Consider the following 17526-nt stretch of genomic DNA (forward strand, 5'->3'; position numbering starts at 1 on the left):
GCCTTTTAGCGGCGTCATAAAAAACGGCCCCTTCTCAGGAGCCGCTTATCAGCCGTTTAAGCCGGAAAAATTACTTTTTCTTGGCCTTCGGGTTAGGCAGGTCGGTAATGCTGCCTTCAAACATCTCAGCCGCCATACCTACCGATTCGTGCAGGGTTGGGTGAGCGTGGATGGTCAGCGCGATATCTTCCGCATCACAACCCATCTCGATAGCCAGACCGATCTCACCCAGCAGCTCGCCGCCGTTGGTGCCGACAATCGCCCCGCCGATAACACGGTGAGTCTCTTTGTCGAAGATCAGTTTGGTCATGCCGTCTGCACAGTCGGAAGCGATAGCACGGCCGGACGCCGCCCACGGGAAGGTGGCGGTTTCATAGCTGATGCCTTTCTCTTTCGCTTCTTTCTCGGTCAGACCTACCCATGCCACTTCCGGCTCGGTATACGCGATGGATGGAATCACTTTCGGATCGAAGTAGTGCTTCAGACCGGAGATAACTTCCGCCGCCACGTGGCCTTCATGCACGCCTTTGTGCGCCAGCATCGGCTGGCCGACGATATCGCCGATGGCGAAGATGTTCGGTACGTTGGTGCGCATCTGCTTGTCAACGTTGATAAAGCCGCGCTCATCAACCGCCACGCCCGCTTTGTCGGCATCCAGCAGTTTACCGTTCGGCACACGGCCGATAGCCACCAGCACCGCGTCATAACGCTGTGGTTCCGCAGGCGCTTTTTTGCCTTCCATCGTGACGTAGATACCATCTTCTTTGGCTTCTACCGCAGTCACTTTGGTTTCCAGCATCAGGTTGAACTGCTTGCTGATACGCTTGGTGAACACCTTCACCACGTCTTTATCTGCCGCCGGGATCACCTGGTCGAACATTTCCACCACGTCAATCTGAGAACCCAGCGCGTGGTAGACGGTGCCCATTTCCAGACCGATGATACCGCCGCCCATCACCAGCATACGCTCTGGGACGGTTTTCAGCTCCAGCGCATCGGTGGAATCCCACACGCGTGGGTCATCATGAGGGATAAATGGCAGTTGGATTGGACGAGAACCTGCGGCAATGATGGCGTTATCGAAGTTGATGGTGGTCGGACCGTTTTCGCCTTCAACAACCAGGGTGTTAGCGCCGGTAAATTTGCCCAGACCGTTAACCACTTTAACTTTACGGCCTTTAGCCATACCCGCCAGACCGCCGGTCAGCTGAGTGATGACTTTCTCTTTCCAGGTACGGATCTTGTTGATGTCGGTTTTCGGCTCACCGAAAACGATGCCGTGTTCAGCCAGTGCTTTGGCTTCTTCAATCACTTTGGCAACGTGCAACAGTGCTTTGGAAGGGATACATCCCACGTTCAGGCAAACCCCGCCCAGCGTGGAATAACGTTCAACCAGAACGGTTTCAAGACCTAAGTCAGCGCAACGAAAGGCAGCAGAGTAGCCTGCTGGGCCCGCCCCAAGTACCACGACCTGAGTTTTTATTTCAGTACTCATCATGACCTCTTAATTTATTGTCCGGCGGGTCAGACGTCATTTTTATACCCGTCATCTTTCACCTTGCCGCGTTGTTGGCTTCATTCGCTCACCCCAGTCACTTACTTCAGTAAGCTCCTGGAAATTCAAGAAGTTGCCGCCTAGCTGCCATGTGAAATCTATAGGGTATATTTTTAATCGAATTCATAACGCCCTTCATCCACCGGGACGCTTACACCGCGAGCAGTTTACAGAATTGTTAATAATCTGCAAAGCATGTTCGAAGTGACCCGTGTCTCAACAATCTTGTCGAATCATGCAAAAACCGACAAAACTGCTACCGAAGCGATAAGGGCGCAGCATGCTGCGCCCTTTTTTCCTTACATCACCAGACGGCGAATGTCAGACAGCATATTGTTGATGATGGTGATAAAGCGTGCGCCATCGGCACCGTCAATCACACGGTGGTCGAAGGAGAGCGACATCGGCATCATCAGACGCGGCGTGAACTCTTTACCGTTCCAGACCGGCTCCATCGCCGACTTGGAGACGCCCAGGATAGCCACTTCCGGCGCGTTGACGATCGGCGCGAAGTGGGTTGTCCCGATACCGCCCAGGCTGGAGATGGTGAAGCAACCGCCCTGCATTTCGCCGGCGGTCAGTTTACCGTCGCGCGCTTTCTTGGAGATCGCCATCAGTTCGCGGGACAGCTCAGTGATGCCTTTTTTGTTAACATCCTTGAACACCGGAACCACCAGGCCGTTCGGCGTATCGACCGCCACGCCGATGTTGATGTACTTCTTCAGCGTCAGCTTCTGGCCGTCTTCAGACAGTGAACTGTTGAAGCGAGGCATCTGCTCCAGCGCTGCGGCAACCGCTTTCATGATGAACACCACCGGGGTGAACTTCACGTCCAGCTTGCGCTTGGCGGCTTCTTCGTTCTGCTGCTTGCGGAACGCTTCCAGCTCGGTGATATCGGTTTTATCGAAGTGCGTAACGTGCGGGATCATCACCCAGTTACGGCTCAGGTTGGCGCCAGAAATCTTCTGGATGCGGCCCATTTCCACTTCTTCGATCTCGCCGAACTTGCTGAAGTCCACTTTCGGCCATGGCAGCATGCCCGGCAGACCACCGCCGGCTGCGGCAGCCGGTGCGGACTCGGCGCGTTTCACCGCGTCCTTCACGTAGGCCTGAACGTCTTCACGCAGGATACGGCCTTTACGACCTGTACCTTTAACCTTCGCCAGATTAACGCCGAATTCGCGCGCCAGACGGCGGATAACCGGCGTCGCATGCACGTAGGCATCGTTTTCGGTGAATTCGTTTTTACCTTCCGCTTTCGCGGCCGGCGCGGCGGCTTTGCTTTCCTGCTGAGCCGGAGCCGGCGCAGGTGCAGCGGCGCTGGCTGCCGGGGCGGCGGCAGGGGCTGCGCCTTCTACCTCGAACACCATAATCAGCGAGCCGGTTTTCACTTTATCGCCGGTGCTGACTTTGATCTCTTTGACGGTGCCGGCGAATGGCGCAGGCACTTCCATCGAAGCCTTGTCGCCTTCCACGGTGATCAGCGACTGTTCGGCGGCGATTTTATCGCCCACTTTCACCATCACTTCGGTCACTTCCACTTCGTCGCCGCCGATATCCGGCACGGCCACGTCTTTCGCTGCGGAAGCCGCCGGCGCAGCGGCCGCCGGTGCTGCTGCCTGAGCAGGCGCTGCGGCCGGCGCGGCGCCAGCTACTTCGAACACCATAATCAGCGAGCCGGTTTTTACTTTATCGCCGGTGTTGATTTTGATCTCTTTCACGGTGCCGGCGAACGGCGCAGGCACTTCCATGGAAGCCTTATCGCCCTCCACGGTGATCAGCGACTGTTCTTCCGTCACGGTGTCGCCCACTTTCACCATGATCTCGGTGACTTCCACTTCGTCGTCGCCGATGTCCGGAACCTGAACGTCTTTTGCCGCCGCAGCAGCAGGCGCCGCTGCCGGAGCCGCCGCTTCCTGAGCAGGCGCTGCAGCCGCTGCGCCCTCTGCTTCGAAGATCATGATCAGTTTGCCGGTTTCGGTTTTATCGCCGACCGCAACCTTGATTTCTTTCACCACGCCGGCCTGCGGCGATGGCACTTCCATCGACGCCTTGTCGCCTTCTACGGTGATCAGCGACTGCTCTGCGTCGACCTTATCGCCGACCTTCACCAGAATCTCGGTGATTTCGACTTCATCTGCACCGATGTCCGGTACTTTGATTTCAATAGACATTATTCTTTACCTCTTAGGCCAGACGCGGGTTTACTTTATCGGCATCGATATCGAATTTGGCGATCGCCTCGGCAACCACTTTCTTATCGATTTCGCCGCGTTTAGCCAGCTCGCCCAGAGCAGCAACCACCACGTAAGATGCATCCACTTCGAAGTGGTGGCGCAGGTTCTCACGGCTGTCGGAACGACCGAAGCCATCGGTGCCCAGTACGCGATAATCGCTGGCCGGGATAAAGTTGCGGATCTGCTCGGCGAACAGTTTCATGTAGTCGGTAGACGCTACCGCCGGCGCATCGCTCAGCACCTGAGCAACGTAAGGTACGCGCGGCTCTTCGGTCGGGTGCAGCATGTTCCAGCGTTCGCAGTCCTGGCCGTCGCGCGCCAGTTCGGTGAACGATGTCACGCTGAACACGTCGGAACCAACGCCGTAGTCGTTCGCCAGGATCTGTGCCGCTTCGCGCACGTGACGCAGGATCGCGCCGGAGCCCATCAGCTGTACCTTGCCTTTGCTGCCTTCCAGCGTTTCCAGCTTGTAGATACCCTTGCGGATGCCTTCCTCGGCGCCCTGCGGCATCGCCGGCATATGGTAGTTTTCGTTCAGCGTGGTCAGGTAGTAGTAAACGTTCTCCTGCGCTTCGCCGTACATACGCACCAGACCGTCATGCATGATGACCGCCACTTCATAGGCATATGCCGGATCGTAGGAAATACAGTTCGGGATGGTCAGCGACTGAATGTGGCTGTGGCCGTCTTCGTGCTGCAGACCTTCGCCGTTCAGCGTGGTACGGCCGGAGGTGCCGCCGACCAGGAAGCCGCGCGCCTGTTGGTCGCCCGCTGCCCAGCACAGATCGCCAATACGCTGGAAGCCGAACATCGAGTAGTAGATGTAGAACGGAATCATCGGCAGGTCGTTGGTGCTGTAAGAGGTCGCAGCCGCCAGCCAGGACGCGCCGGCGCCCAGTTCGTTGATCCCTTCCTGCAGAATCTGACCTTTCTCGTCTTCTTTGTAGTAAGCCACCTGCTCACGGTCCTGCGGGGTGTACTGCTGGCCGTTCGGGCTGTAGATACCGATCTGACGGAACAGACCTTCCATACCGAAGGTACGTGCTTCATCGGCGATGATCGGCACCAGACGATCTTTGATCGACTTGTTCTTCAGCATCACGTTCAGGGCGCGCACAAAGGCGATGGTGGTGGAGATCTCTTTGTTCTGCTCTTCCAGCAGCGGGCCGAAGTCTTCCAGAGAAGGCAGTTCCAGCTTCTCGCTGAAGTGAGGCTGACGGCTCGGCAGGTAGCCTTCCAGCTTCTCGCGGCGCTCGTGCAGGTATTTGTACTCTTCGGAATCTTTCTCGAAGGTGACGTACGGCAGTTTTTCGATGTCAGCATCGGCAACCGGCACGTTGAAACGATCGCGGAAGTGGTGCACCCCTTCCATGTTCATTTTCTTCACCTGGTGAGCAATGTTCTTGCCTTCCGCGGTGTCGCCCATGCCGTAACCTTTGATGGTGTGGGCCAGGATAACGGTAGGCTTGCCTTTGGTTTCCTGCGCTTTTTTCAGCGCGGCAAAGACTTTCTTCGGATCGTGACCGCCACGGTTCAGCGCCCAGATCTGCTCGTCGCTCCAGTCGGCAACCAGCGCGGCGGTTTCCGGATAACGGCCGAAGAAGTGCTCGCGCACGTAGGCGCCGTCTTTGGATTTGAAGGTCTGGTAGTCGCCGTCCAGGGTTTCGTTCATCAGCTGAACCAGTTTACCGCTGGTGTCTTTACGCAGCAGCTCGTCCCAGCGGCCGCCCCAGATCACTTTCAGCACCTGCCAGCCTGCGCCGGAGAAGATGCCGTCCAGTTCGTTGATGATTTTGCCGTTGCCGGTTACCGGGCCGTCCAGACGCTGCAGGTTGCAGTTGATGACGAACACCAGGTTGTCCAGTTTTTCACGGGTGGCGATGGTGATGGCGCCTTTGGATTCCGGCTCATCCATTTCACCGTCGCCCAGGAAGGCGTATACGGTCTGTGCGGAGGTGTCTTTCAGGCCGCGGTGTTCCAGATATTTCAGGAATTTAGCCTGGTAGATGGCGCTCAGCGGGCCAAGGCCCATAGACACGGTCGGGAACTGCCAGAATTCCGGCATCAGTTTTGGATGCGGATAAGAGGACAGGCCGTTGCCGTGAACTTCCTGACGGAAGTTGTTCATTTGCTCTTCGGTCAGGCGGCCTTCAAGGAAGGCGCGTGCGTAAACGCCCGGAGAGATGTGGCCCTGGAAGTACACCAGATCGCCGCCATCTTTCGCGTTGCGTGCGCGGAAGAAATGGTTAAAGCAGACTTCATAGAAGGTCGCGGAAGACTGGAAGGAAGCCATGTGGCCGCCCAGTTCCAGATCTTTCTTGGAAGCACGCAGAACGGTCATCACGGCGTTCCAGCGGATCGCGCTGCGGATGCGGCGTTCCAGATCCAGGTTACCCGGATATTCAGGCTCGTCTTCCACCGCGATGGTGTTGATGTAGTCGTTAGCAGCGGAACCGGCCGCTACATTAACGCCGCCTTTGCGGGCTTCACCCAATACCTGATCAATCAGAAACTGAGCTCGCTCAACACCCTCTTCACGGATGACCGATTCGATCGCCTGCAGCCAGTCGCGGGTTTCGATCGGATCCACGTCATTGTTTAAACGTTCTGACATGGTGGTATTCCTTATCTGTCTAATGGTTTATTTGGAGCCTGTCTTCCTGCGCTCTGCGGCAAAGCGCACGAAGACAGGCTCATCAGTTTAGTTGCCGCTAAAGTACTTAATTAAGCACTGCGAGCTTTATCCCTGATATTGGGCTGGTGTTACCCCAAGACGGGAACCGCTCTTACTCCTTGCGTTGCTGGAGCCGCCGTAGCGATCTCTCACGACGGGTATGCTCCCGGCTGAGATCCAGCAAGATTTCCTCAATAAACGCCAAGTGGCGGTGAGAGGCTTCGCGGGCCTTTTCCGGCTCGCGCGCCACTATCGCCTCAAAAATCCCGGCGCGGTGGCTGCTCACTTTCGCCAACATCTCACGGCGCGAGTAGAGCAATTCAAAGTTCTGTCGGACGTTCTGTTCCAGCATCGGCCCCATGCAGCGTAGCAAATGCAGCAACACAACGTTGTGCGCCGCCTCGGTAACGGCAATTTGATACTGCATGACCGCGTCGGCTTCAGCGTCCAGATCGCCGCTGTCCTGCGCCTGCTGAATCACGATATGGCAATCGCGGATGCGCGCCAGATCTTCGTCGGTGCCGCGCAGGGCCGCGTAATAGGCGGCGATGCCTTCGAGCGCATGACGGGTTTCGAGCAGATCGAACTGTGATTCAGGGTGATCGGCCAGCAGTTCAGCCAGCGGATCGCTGAAGCTTTGCCAGAGGTTGGTTTGCACAAAAGTTCCCCCGCCCTGACGGCGCAACAGCAGCCCCTTTGCTTCCAGGCGCTGGATTGCCTCTCTCAGAGAAGGGCGGGAAACGTCAAACTGTTTCGCCAGTTCGCGCTCCGGAGGCAACTTCTCTCCTGGGCGCAGCGTACCCTCGAGTATCAGGTATTCGAGCTGCTGCTCGATAACGTCTGACAGCTTGGGCTGGCGGATTTTGCTATAGGCCATGGGTGATTTCTTCTCTGCGAATAGCGCGGAGTCAATTGGTAATACCAATTTCACAAACGTGACGGTAAAGTAACAAAGTATTCACCTCCTGTCCATATGGCCGCCTGCCGAAATCCGTGCGGCCCGCACGTTTTACTACCTGAAATACGCCCCCGCCGCTGCTGGCTACTCTTAAGTGGTAATACCATTTACAAAGCTTTACCCAGACGCCGTCGCCACCTTATGTGACACAGGTCACATTCCATCATTTAGACTCGCCGTTCCCCCTCCAGAGTGAACCGTCAATGCCAGAGATTTATTGCATGTTTATGACGCTTTGGTGAATAGCTATGACCATAAAGGGTTAGTTACGGGAGGGAAACGGCAAGATGAGACATCGGTTGGAGGTAAGAACAATCTTTTTGCGAATTATGTGATTTATTGCTTATTTCATGCACGCAACAGCCGTTCTCATCACACAATCCGCATTTTGTTGCCTAAACTGCTGAAATCTTAATCACCACCAAAACAAAGGAGATGCAAACTTTTTCACATAACATTATTCTTCATGAAACGGTAGCGGCGCCGTTTAATTAATACCCACAATGCCGTAAACAAAAACATACACACATCGTAATCACACTTTTACAACGTGTGAGCATTTGCAACGACAGAGGGTAAACACTGATGGATGGTCAACAACAGGGCGACCAACTGAAACGCGGGCTGAAGAACCGCCATATTCAGCTTATCGCCTTAGGCGGCGCAATCGGCACCGGGCTATTTCTGGGCATCGCGCAAACAATAAAAATGGCCGGGCCGTCAGTTATCCTGGGCTACGCTATCGGCGGCTTTATCGCCTTTTTAATTATGCGCCAGCTGGGTGAAATGGTGGTTGAAGAGCCGGTCGCCGGCTCGTTCAGCCACTTTGCCTACAAATACTGGGGCAACTTTGCCGGCTTCGCCTCCGGCTGGAACTACTGGGTGCTGTATGTGCTGGTGGCGATGGCCGAACTGACGGCGGTCGGCATTTATGTACAGTACTGGTGGCCGGAGATCCCCACCTGGGTCTCCGCCGCGGTGTTCTTCCTGGCGATCAACGCCATCAACCTTGCCAACGTCAAGGTATATGGCGAACTGGAGTTCTGGTTCGCCATTATCAAGGTGGTGGCGATTATCGGCATGATCGTCTTTGGCGCCTACCTGCTGCTGAGCGGCATGGGCGGCCCGGAGGCCACGGTCAGCAACCTGTGGGCGCAGGGCGGCTTCTTCCCGAACGACGTCAGCGGGCTGGTGATGGCGATGGCGGTGATCATGTTCTCCTTCGGCGGCCTGGAGCTGGTCGGCATCACCGCCGCCGAGGCGGATAATCCGGCCAAAAGCATTCCCAAAGCCACCAATCAGGTGATCTACCGCATCCTGATCTTCTATATTGGCTCGCTGACGATTCTGCTCTCCCTCTACCCGTGGGGCAAAGTGGTAGAAGGCGGCAGCCCGTTCGTACTGATCTTCCACGCGCTGAACAGCAACCTGGTGGCAACTGTGCTGAATATCGTGGTGCTGACGGCGGCGCTGTCGGTGTATAACAGCTGCGTCTACTGCAACAGCCGCATGCTGTACGGCCTGGCGCAGCAGGGTAACGGACCGAAAAGCCTGCTGAAAGTGGACGGGCGCGGCGTGCCGATCGTCGCTATCGGCGTCTCGGCGCTGGCGACCGCATTCTGCGTGCTGATTAACTATCTGCTGCCGGGGCGCGCGTTTGAACTGCTGATGGCGCTGGTCGTGTCCGCGCTGGTGATCAACTGGGCGATGATCAGCCTGGCCCACCTGAAATTCCGCGCGGCAAAACGCCGTGAAGGCGTGGAGCCGAAGTTCAAGGCGTTCTGGTACCCGCTGAGCAATTACCTGTGCCTGCTGTTTATGGCCGGTATTCTGGTGATTATGTATCTGACGCCGGGCATTCGCATTTCCGTGCTGCTGATCCCGCTCTGGGTGGCGGTGCTGGCGATTGGCTACGCCATCAAGCAGCGCAGCCAGCGGGCGCTCGGCAGCGCCACGCGCTGATTTCATCTCTGCCGCAGGCCCGCCACGGCGGGCCTGTTTCATATCACGCCTTTTCCCGCCCGCTACGCCTGCTTACGCAGCGCGTCCCAGACTTTCATCACTTCGGCAATAGCTCCCTGAAAGGTCGCTACGTCAACACCATCCCGAGCTGACGTTGAGATGCCCAGCAAAAAACTGTTGAATACAGTCGCCAGCGCCCGGGCGTCGGTGCTCGCCGTCAGCTCGCCGGCGGCAATGGCACGTTCGACGCAGCGGATAAATCCGGCATACGTTCGCGCACGCGATTCCGCCAGCGGTTTGGCCACGTCGGCATGCGCGGGCGTCGGCGCACTCATGACGCCGAAAGCAACCATACACCCCTTCGGATGCCCCGGCTCACACTGCATGGTCGTCGACTGACGCAGCGCCAGTTCAACGGCCTCTCTCGGCGCCAGCGCGTCGTCCCAAAGACAATCCGTCACACGCGCATAGCTTTCCAGATAACACTGCACCGCCTCGTTGAACAGCGCCTCTTTCGACCCGAAAGCCGCATAGAAACTCGGGGCGGAAATACCACCTCCAATGCTCGCCTTTAGCTGGCTGAGCGAGGTTGATTCATAGCCCTGCTCCCAGAACAGGTGCATCGCTTGTTCGATGGCCTGCTGGCGGTCAAAGCTGCGGGGACGTCCCATTTGCGCCATCGCTGACTCCTTATCTTTTACGATATATATACTAATCGATATATAATTTATTGACAACGCAGCGACGATGATGATTACATTTATACCGATCGGTATATATATCGATATGCTTCAGACGCCGGCGGCACCAAGCGACGCCGGAACCTTCTCATCGTCGAAAGGATCTTTTGCGTGAATCACTCATCCACTCAGGCGACATCGGCCACCGCCGCCCGCCTGCCCGTCGCCGCCCTGCTGGCTTTGGCCATGACGGGATTTATCTGTATCGTGACCGAAACGCTGCCTGCAGGCCTGCTACCGCAAATCAGTCAGGGACTCGGCGTCAATCCGGCGCTGACCGGGCAAATGGTGACGGCATATGCGCTGGGCTCACTGCTGGCCGCCATCCCGCTGACGATCGCAACACGCAGTTGGCGGCGGCGTAACGTCCTGCTGCTGACTATCATCGGCTTCCTTCTCTTCAACTCAGCCACCGCGCTATCTACCCACTATGCCGTCACGCTGGTCGCCCGCTTCTTTGCCGGCGTCGCCGCAGGGCTGGCCTGGAGCCTGCTGGCCGGCTACGCCCGGCGGATGGTCGCGCCTTATCAGCAAGGACGCGCCCTGGCCATCGCCATGGTGGGAACCCCAATCGCTCTCTCTCTGGGGGTGCCTCTGGGGACCTTCATGGGATCGACAATCGGCTGGCGCAGCGCATTCTGGATCATGTCGGCCCTGACGCTGCTGCTGATCGTCTGGGTATACGCCAAAGTCCCCGATTACCCCGGCCAGTCCGCCCATCAACACATGCCGCTGCGCCGGGTCTTCACCACGCCCGGTGTACGCCCGGTATTGGCAGTGGTAATCACCTGGATGCTTGCGCACAACATTCTCTATACCTATATCGCTCCGTTTATCGCGCCGGCGGGAATGGCTGACCGAATCGATCTGGTGCTGTTCGCCTTCGGCGCAGCGGCGCTCGCCGGCATCTGGATCACCGGCCGGCTGGTGGAGCGCCACCTGCGCGCCACGGTACTGGCCAGTCTCGCCGCCTTCGCGCTCACCGCGTTCGCCTTCGGCGTCGGTGCGCAAGATCCCGCCGTGATTTATCTGGGGGTGATCGTATGGGGCATCACGTTCGGCGGTGCGGCAACCCTGTTGCAAACCGCGCTGGCCGATGCGGCGGGAGACGGCGCTGACGTGGCGCTCTCCATGAATGTGGTGGCCTGGAACTCGGCGATCGCCGGCGGCGGCGTGATCGGCGGCATGCTGCTTGATACCTGGGAGGCCAGCGTTTTCCCCTGGGCATTGCTGATCCTGCTGGCCGTTGCGTTCGCCATCGCCTGGTCGTCCCGTGAATACGCTTTCAAACCGGGACATCGTCTCGGCAGTTCCCATATCGTGAGCCACTGAATGCCCACGCCATCCTGAAAAAACACGGCTCACGCCGTGTTCTCTTCTATGGGCCACCGGCTTCTGCCGTCCCTTCTCCGGGTCAAGTTTGCTAACAAGCTCACACTTCTTCCGCCATGGCAGGTTTGTCCAGCTCTATAACCATCAGCTCCTGACCAGACAGCGTCGGACAAGACAATAATCATGATCATTGAGTCTGATCCTGTCAGCACGGAGAAAATGTCCATGAAGAGCAATGCCCTTTCGATAAAAGAAAAGATCGGTTACGGCATGGGGGACGCCGGGTGCAATATGATTGGCGGCGCCATCATGCTGTTCCTCAACTATTTTTACACCGACATCTTTGGCCTGACGCCGGCGCTGGTAGGCATTCTGCTGCTGTCGGTGCGGGTGCTGGACGCGGTCACCGATCCGATTATGGGCGCCATCGCCGACCGCACCCAAAGCCGCTGGGGGCGCTTCCGCCCCTGGCTGCTGTGGATCTCCCTGCCCTATGTGCTGTTCAGCGTGCTGATGTTCACCACCCCCGAGTGGAGCTATAACAGCAAGGTGGTCTATGCCTTCGCCACCTATTTTCTGATGTCGCTGACCTATACCGCCATCAACATTCCTTACTGCTCGCTGGGCGGCGTCATCACCGCCGACCCGCACGAGCGGGTCTCCTGCCAGTCGTACCGCTTTATCATGGTCGGCATCGCCACCCTGCTGCTGTCGCTGACGCTGCTGCCGCTGGCCGACTGGTTCGGCGGCGACAACAAGGCGCGCGGTTATCAGATGGCAATGGGCGTGCTGGCTTTGGTGGCGCTGTTTATGTTTCTGTTCTGCTTCGCGACGGTCAAAGAGCGTATCCGCCCGGCGGTGCCGACCAACGACGCGCTGAAAGCCGACCTGCGAGACGTCTGGAAAAACGATCAGTGGGTGCGCATTCTGCTGCTGACCTTCTGCAACGTCTGCCCCGGCTTTATCCGCATGGCGGCCACCATGTACTACGTCACCTATGTGATGCAACAGTCATCGTCTTTCGCCAGCCTGTTCATCGCGCTCGGCGTGGTCGGGATGATGATCGGCAGCGCGCTGGCCAAACCGCTCACCGACCGCTTTTGCAAACTTCAGGTATTCTTCTGGACTAATATCGCGCTGGCGCTGTTCTCCTGCGCCTTCTATTTCCTCAACCCGCAGCTGACCTGGACCATCGTGGTGGCCTATTTCCTGCTGAATATCCTGCACCAAATCCCGTCGCCGCTGCACTGGTCTCTGATGGCCGACGTTGATGACTACGGCGAATGGAAAACCGGCAAACGCATCACCGGCATCAGCTTTTCCGGTAATCTGTTCTTCCTGAAGGTGGGGCTGGCGGTGGCCGGCGCGATGGTCGGCTTCCTGATGTCGCTGTCCGGCTACCAGGCGGACGCCGCCAGCCAGAGCGCCGGCGCGCTTAACTGCATCGTCCTGCTGTTTACCGTCATTCCCGGTATCGGCTACCTGATCACCGCCGGCGTGGTGCGGCTGCTGAAAGTGGACCGCGACCTGATGCGGCAAATCCAAAGCGATCTGGCCAAGCGCCGCGCCAACTACCAGGAATTGGCCGACTACCGTGAGCGCCAGCTTGAAACCCGGCACAGCTAAGAGAGAAAACGATGAAAACCTATCCCAACCCGCTGATTACGCAACGCGCCGATCCCTTTATCCTGCGCCACAGCGACGGCAACTACTACTTTATCGCATCGGTGCCGGAGTACGACCGGTTGGAGCTGCGCCGCGCCACCAGCCTGACAGGTCTGGCGCAGGCCACGCCGCACGTCGTCTGGCGCAAACCGGCCAGCGGGCCGATGAGCGCCCTGATCTGGGCGCCGGAGCTGCATGTGATCGACGGCGTCTGGTATATCTACTTCGCCGCCGCCCACAGCCCGGAGATTAAGGACGGCCTGTTTCAGCACCGCATGTTCGCACTGGCTTGCAGCGACGCCGATCCGCTCACCGGCGAATGGCAGGAGAAAGGACGCATTCACAGCCATCTCGACAGCTTCTCCCTTGACGCCACCTACTTTAACCACCGCGGCAGGCATTACTATCTGTGGGCGCAAAAAGATCCGGCCATACGCGGTAACTCCAACCTGTATCTGGCGGAAATGACCAACCCGTGGACGCTGCAAGGGGAGCCGGTGATGCTCAGCAAGCCGGAACTGCCCTGGGAGACGCGGGGTTTTTGGGTGAACGAAGGGCCGGCGGTGATCCGCCACGGGCAGCGGATTTTCATCAGCTACTCCGCCAGCGCCACCGACGAGAATTACTGTCTCGGGCTGCTGTGGGCGGATATCGACGCCGACCTGACCGACCCGGCACAATGGCATAAGTCGCCGCAGCCGGTGTTTCGCACCAGTTACGACAACCGCCAGTACGGCCCCGGTCACAACAGCTTTACCCAGGATGAGGACAACAACGACGTGCTGGTGTACCACGCACGCAACTACACCGAAATTGACGGCGATCCGCTGTACGACCCTAACCGGCATACGCGCATCAAAACCCTGTCCTGGGATGAACAGGGCATGCCGCTGTTTGGCGAACCACCGGCGGATAATCAGTGATGCCGCCTTCCGCCGTTACGGCGCGGTGACTAAAATGACGCCGTGACAGGTTACAATATTCATAATGATTCCCTTCTTTTGTAGTCGGCGCCGTTTCATAAGCGGCTCCGGCTTACCCTAACGCTGTTGGCATATGCCTATAGCCAAAACAGGTGATCAATATGACGACAGGTATTGTGATTGCCGCCGCCGGACGCAGTGAACGCTTTATCCGGGCCGGCGGCAGCGGAAACAAACTGAATGCGCCCCTGGGCGAACGCACCCTGTTCGCCCAGACGCTGCAGCAGGCGCAGGCCAGCGGCCTGCCGCTGGTCGTGGTGACCCGGCCGGACAATCAGCCCGTACGCCGGCACTGCGCCGCACATCACGTCGAGACGGTATTGCTGGACAGCCGCGGGCTGGGGGAATCCATCGCCGCCGGCGTGGCGGCCCGTCCGCAGTGGGACGGCTGGCTAATCCATCTGGCGGATATGCCCTTTGTGCCTGCTGAAATATTCAGGCAAACCGCAGCGGCGCTACAAAAATATGCGATCGCCCGCCCCTGCGTTAACGGGCGCCCGGGGCATCCCGTCGGCTTTTCCGCTACGCTGCGCAACGCGCTGTGCGCCCTGCGCGGCGATGACGGTGGACGTTCCGTGCTGTTTGACCAGGAAGTGCACCTGATTTCAGTTGATAACCCGGGCATCGTACAGGATATTGATCTTCCCTCTCAGTTAGCGGACAGCGAGTAGCTCCATGCAACATCTCGATATCACCGTCGTCGGTCAGGCCATGTCCTGGCTGCAACAGCAGCCGGTCTGGCTGTGCACCGTGCTGGCCACCTACGGCTCTTCGCCGCGATCGCCCGGCGCGCTGATGGCGGCCGGCGCCGATGGCCGCTACTGCGGCTCGCTCTCCGGCGGCTGCGTGGAGGAGGATTTTCTGCAGCGCATCGCCGCCGGCGACTATCAGGCGGCCAGCCAGGTGGTGCGCTACGGCGAAGGCGGCCTGACGCCGAACGTGGCGCTGCCCTGCGGCGGCGTACTGGAGGTGCTGATTGAGTACCTGCCGGCCGGTGAACATAGCATTCACTACCTGGCGCAGATGGCTGCGGCGCTGGACGGCCATCACGCGTTGCTCAAACGCCTGACGCTGCCGCACGCCTGCACCGTGCTGGAAGAAACTCCCTTTGCCAGCGCAATGCAGGTTGAACGCCGCGGTGAGGAGATCGTCCTGCATATCGCCGCCGCGCCGCGCCTGCTGATCGCCGGCCTGTCCAGCGTGGCGCTGTACTGCGCCGACTTCGCCGCCGCGCTGGGTTTTGAAGTGTTGGTGTGTGAAAACCGTCCCGAGGCGCTGGAGAACTTCGCCGCCCAGTTAACGCCGTCGGTCACGCTGGTGCGGCAATTTCCGGCCAAATTTATTGAAGAAGGCGGCTGCCACGGCAATACCGCCGTGGTCGCACTGACCCACGACCCGCGTATGGACGATCTGACGCTGATGGAAGCTATTCATACCCCGGCGTTTTATATCGGCGCGATGGGTTCCCACCAGAACAGCGCCCGCCGTCGCCAGCGGCTGCAAAACATTGCCGAATTTAATCCGCAGCAGCTAAGCCGCATTCACGCGCCGATTGGCCTGCCGCTGGGCAGCAAAACCCCGGCGGAAATCGCTCTGGCGGTCATGGCTGATATTGTGAAACAAAAAAATATCCGTCCTTCCTCGGACTGAGCCCCTCTCTCATGGCATAATTTCTCCTGAACCGGGCGGGGAGCGCTTCCCCCTGGTTGATTTGGGAGCGCGTCTGCCCCCCCAAATTGAAAACGATTACAATAAAAGTACCGTAATATGACCGCCTATGGCTGGCTATAGTGGCTTTTATCTTTATTTACTAGGCGATTGGAATCCTCTCAAAAGCCCCCACTGATGTAAGCGATTACATTAATGTGATCCGGCGCACTTTTAACCATCATCATGATCAATAACATTATCCCCCAAAGCCACTCGGCGTTTTACATCCCCCTTTTGGAGGCGTTATGAGTACCGTAACAACCACAGGCAAAAGCCGGTCAAATGCCCAAATGACTTTCTTTGTCTGTTTCCTCGCCGCACTGGCGGGTCTGCTCTTCGGCCTGGATATCGGCGTTATCGCCGGTGCGCTGCCGTTTATTACCAATGAGTTCCAGATCACCGCGCACCAACAGGAGTGGGTGGTCAGTTCCATGATGTTCGGCGCGGCGGTCGGCGCGGTCGGCAGCGGCTGGCTCTCCTATCGGCTGGGGCGTAAATACAGCCTGATGATCGGCGCCGTGCTGTTTGTCATCGGATCGCTGTGTTCCGCCTTCGCCCCTAACGTCGAAGTGCTGGTGGTTTCCCGTGTTCTGCTGGGGCTGGCCGTCGGCATCGCCTCGTTCACCGCGCCGTTGTACCTGTCGGAAATCGCGCCGGAGCGCATCCGCGGCAGTATGATTTCCATGTACCAGCTGATGATCACCATCGGTATTCTGGCGGCCTATCTGTCGGATACTGCGTTCAGCTACAGCGGCGCCTGGCGCTGGATGCTGGGCGTCATCACCATCCCGGCGCTGCTACTGCTGATCGGCGTGTTCTTCCTGCCGCGCAGCCCGCGCTGGCTGGCGTCACGCGGCCGGCATGAAGAGGCGCGCCAAGTGCTGGACATGCTGCGCGACACCACCGAACAGGCCAAGGCGGAAATGGATGAAATCCGCGAAAGCCTGAAGATCAAACAGGGCGGCTGGTCGCTGTTTAAAGACAACAAGAATTTCCGCCGCGCGGTATATCTCGGCATTCTGCTGCAAGTTATGCAGCAGTTCACCGGCATGAACGTCATCATGTATTACGCGCCGAAAATCTTCGATCTGGCCGGCTTCGCCAGCACCGCGCAGCAAATGTGGGGCACGGTGATCGTCGGTCTGGTCAACGTGCTGGCGACCTTTATCGCCATCGGGCTGGTTGACCGCTGGGGCCGCAAGCCGACGCTGAAACTGGGCTTCCTGGTGATGGCGGTCGGTATGGGCGTACTCGGCACCATGATGAACATCGGCATCGCCAGCACCGCCGCACAGTACTTCGCCGTCCTGATGCTGCTGATGTTTATCGTCGGCTTCGCCATGAGCGCCGGCCCGCTGATTTGGGTGCTTTGCTCGGAAATTCAGCCGCTGAAAGGCCGCGATTTCGGCATCACCTGCTCCACGGCGGTGAACTGGATCGCCAATATGATTGTCGGCGCCACCTTCCTGACCATGCTGAACAGCCTGGGCAGTGCACACACCTTCTGGGTATACGCCGCACTGAACCTGCTGTTTATCGTACTGACCATCGTGCTGATTCCGGAAACCAAAAACATTTCTCTGGAACAGATCGAGCGTAATCTGATGTCCGGCAAAGCACTGCGCGATATCGGCTCACGCTAAAACAGATAAGGGCGCGACATCCGCCGCGCCCTTATGGGAAACCTTATCCGGGGATGGGCGCGCAGCC

At 58.3% G+C, this 17526-nt stretch carries 12 protein-coding genes; 7 read left to right on the top strand and 5 right to left on the bottom strand.

Annotated features, from left to right (window positions below):
* Positions 1 to 70 precede the first annotated feature (70 nt).
* The 4 genes from lpdA to pdhR all read right to left on the bottom strand — a co-directional run bounded on the left by lpdA (position 71) and on the right by pdhR (position 7343).
* Positions 71 to 1495: a dihydrolipoyl dehydrogenase gene (gene lpdA / locus CLM71_RS19625; RefSeq protein WP_105232485.1), complete on the bottom strand. Its 1425-nt coding sequence runs from the start codon at positions 1493 to 1495 to the stop codon at positions 71 to 73.
* Positions 1496 to 1854: 359 nt separating this feature from the next.
* Entirely contained in the window at positions 1855 to 3729 is a 1875-nt protein-coding gene (aceF, locus tag CLM71_RS19630) for a pyruvate dehydrogenase complex dihydrolipoyllysine-residue acetyltransferase (protein WP_105232486.1), read from the bottom strand.
* Between the two features lie 13 nt (positions 3730 to 3742).
* Positions 3743 to 6406: a pyruvate dehydrogenase (acetyl-transferring), homodimeric type gene (gene aceE, locus CLM71_RS19635; RefSeq protein ID WP_105232487.1), complete on the bottom strand. Its 2664-nt coding sequence runs from the start codon at positions 6404 to 6406 to the stop codon at positions 3743 to 3745.
* Positions 6407 to 6578: 172 nt separating this feature from the next.
* Positions 6579 to 7343, bottom strand: a complete 765-nt coding sequence (gene pdhR / locus CLM71_RS19640; protein WP_015673774.1) for a pyruvate dehydrogenase complex transcriptional repressor PdhR — start codon at positions 7341 to 7343, stop codon at positions 6579 to 6581.
* A gap of 666 nt (positions 7344 to 8009) precedes the next feature.
* On the opposite strand from pdhR, the gene CLM71_RS19645 reads away from it, so the two are divergent.
* A complete protein-coding gene (locus CLM71_RS19645) occupies positions 8010 to 9386 on the top strand; it encodes an amino acid permease (protein ID WP_105232488.1) in 1377 nt (458 codons plus the stop codon).
* 62 nt (positions 9387 to 9448) lie between these two features.
* Here CLM71_RS19645 and CLM71_RS19650 read toward each other — a convergent pair whose 3' ends face one another.
* Positions 9449 to 10066, bottom strand: a complete 618-nt coding sequence (locus CLM71_RS19650; protein ID WP_105232489.1) for a TetR/AcrR family transcriptional regulator — start codon at positions 10064 to 10066, stop codon at positions 9449 to 9451.
* A gap of 171 nt (positions 10067 to 10237) precedes the next feature.
* Here CLM71_RS19650 and CLM71_RS19655 point away from each other — a divergent pair, with 171 nt between their 5' ends.
* The 6 genes from CLM71_RS19655 (at position 10238) to CLM71_RS19680 (ending at position 17459) form a co-directional block, all read left to right on the top strand.
* Positions 10238 to 11458 carry an MFS transporter gene (locus CLM71_RS19655; RefSeq protein ID WP_105232490.1) on the top strand — a complete coding sequence of 407 codons (1221 nt, stop codon included), beginning with the start codon at positions 10238 to 10240 and terminating at the stop codon, positions 11456 to 11458.
* A 225-nt stretch (positions 11459 to 11683) separates the two neighbouring features.
* Positions 11684 to 13084, top strand: a complete 1401-nt coding sequence (locus CLM71_RS19660; protein ID WP_105232491.1) for a glycoside-pentoside-hexuronide (GPH):cation symporter — start codon at positions 11684 to 11686, stop codon at positions 13082 to 13084.
* An 11-nt stretch (positions 13085 to 13095) separates the two neighbouring features.
* Positions 13096 to 14046: a family 43 glycosylhydrolase gene (locus CLM71_RS19665; RefSeq protein ID WP_105232492.1), complete on the top strand. Its 951-nt coding sequence runs from the start codon at positions 13096 to 13098 to the stop codon at positions 14044 to 14046.
* Positions 14047 to 14207: 161 nt separating this feature from the next.
* Positions 14208 to 14777 (top strand): NTP transferase domain-containing protein, encoded by a 570-nt coding sequence (locus CLM71_RS19670; RefSeq protein WP_105232493.1) that lies wholly within the window; start codon positions 14208 to 14210, stop codon positions 14775 to 14777.
* Positions 14778 to 14781: 4 nt separating this feature from the next.
* Positions 14782 to 15756 (top strand): XdhC family protein, encoded by a 975-nt coding sequence (locus CLM71_RS19675; protein WP_105232494.1) that lies wholly within the window; start codon positions 14782 to 14784, stop codon positions 15754 to 15756.
* A gap of 305 nt (positions 15757 to 16061) precedes the next feature.
* The gene (locus CLM71_RS19680; protein ID WP_105232495.1) at positions 16062 to 17459 is read left to right on the top strand and encodes a sugar porter family MFS transporter; all 1398 of its coding nucleotides are present in this window, start codon (positions 16062 to 16064) and stop codon (positions 17457 to 17459) included.
* Positions 17460 to 17526 lie beyond the last annotated feature (67 nt).

Origin of the sequence: Serratia sp. MYb239 (assembly GCF_002966855.1) — a bacterium.
Taxonomy (GTDB): domain Bacteria; phylum Pseudomonadota; class Gammaproteobacteria; order Enterobacterales; family Enterobacteriaceae; genus Serratia_B; species Serratia_B rhizosphaerae.

Bases quoted from the DNA above. Each gene is read 5' to 3' on its own strand.
- lpdA (WP_105232485.1), bottom strand. From the start codon at position 1,495: ATGAGTACTGAAATAAAAACTCAGGTCGTGGTACTTGGGGCGGGCCCA.
- aceF (WP_105232486.1), bottom strand. From the start codon at position 3,729: ATGTCTATTGAAATCAAAGTACCGGACATCGGTGCAGATGAAGTCGAA.
- aceE (WP_105232487.1), bottom strand. From the start codon at position 6,406: ATGTCAGAACGTTTAAACAATGACGTGGATCCGATCGAAACCCGCGAC.
- pdhR (WP_015673774.1), bottom strand. From the start codon at position 7,343: ATGGCCTATAGCAAAATCCGCCAGCCCAAGCTGTCAGACGTTATCGAG.
- CLM71_RS19645 (WP_105232488.1), top strand. From the start codon at position 8,010: ATGGATGGTCAACAACAGGGCGACCAACTGAAACGCGGGCTGAAGAAC.
- CLM71_RS19650 (WP_105232489.1), bottom strand. From the start codon at position 10,066: ATGGCGCAAATGGGACGTCCCCGCAGCTTTGACCGCCAGCAGGCCATC.
- CLM71_RS19660 (WP_105232491.1), top strand. From the start codon at position 11,684: ATGAAGAGCAATGCCCTTTCGATAAAAGAAAAGATCGGTTACGGCATG.
- CLM71_RS19665 (WP_105232492.1), top strand. From the start codon at position 13,096: ATGAAAACCTATCCCAACCCGCTGATTACGCAACGCGCCGATCCCTTT.
- CLM71_RS19670 (WP_105232493.1), top strand. From the start codon at position 14,208: ATGACGACAGGTATTGTGATTGCCGCCGCCGGACGCAGTGAACGCTTT.
- CLM71_RS19675 (WP_105232494.1), top strand. From the start codon at position 14,782: ATGCAACATCTCGATATCACCGTCGTCGGTCAGGCCATGTCCTGGCTG.
- CLM71_RS19680 (WP_105232495.1), top strand. From the start codon at position 16,062: ATGAGTACCGTAACAACCACAGGCAAAAGCCGGTCAAATGCCCAAATG.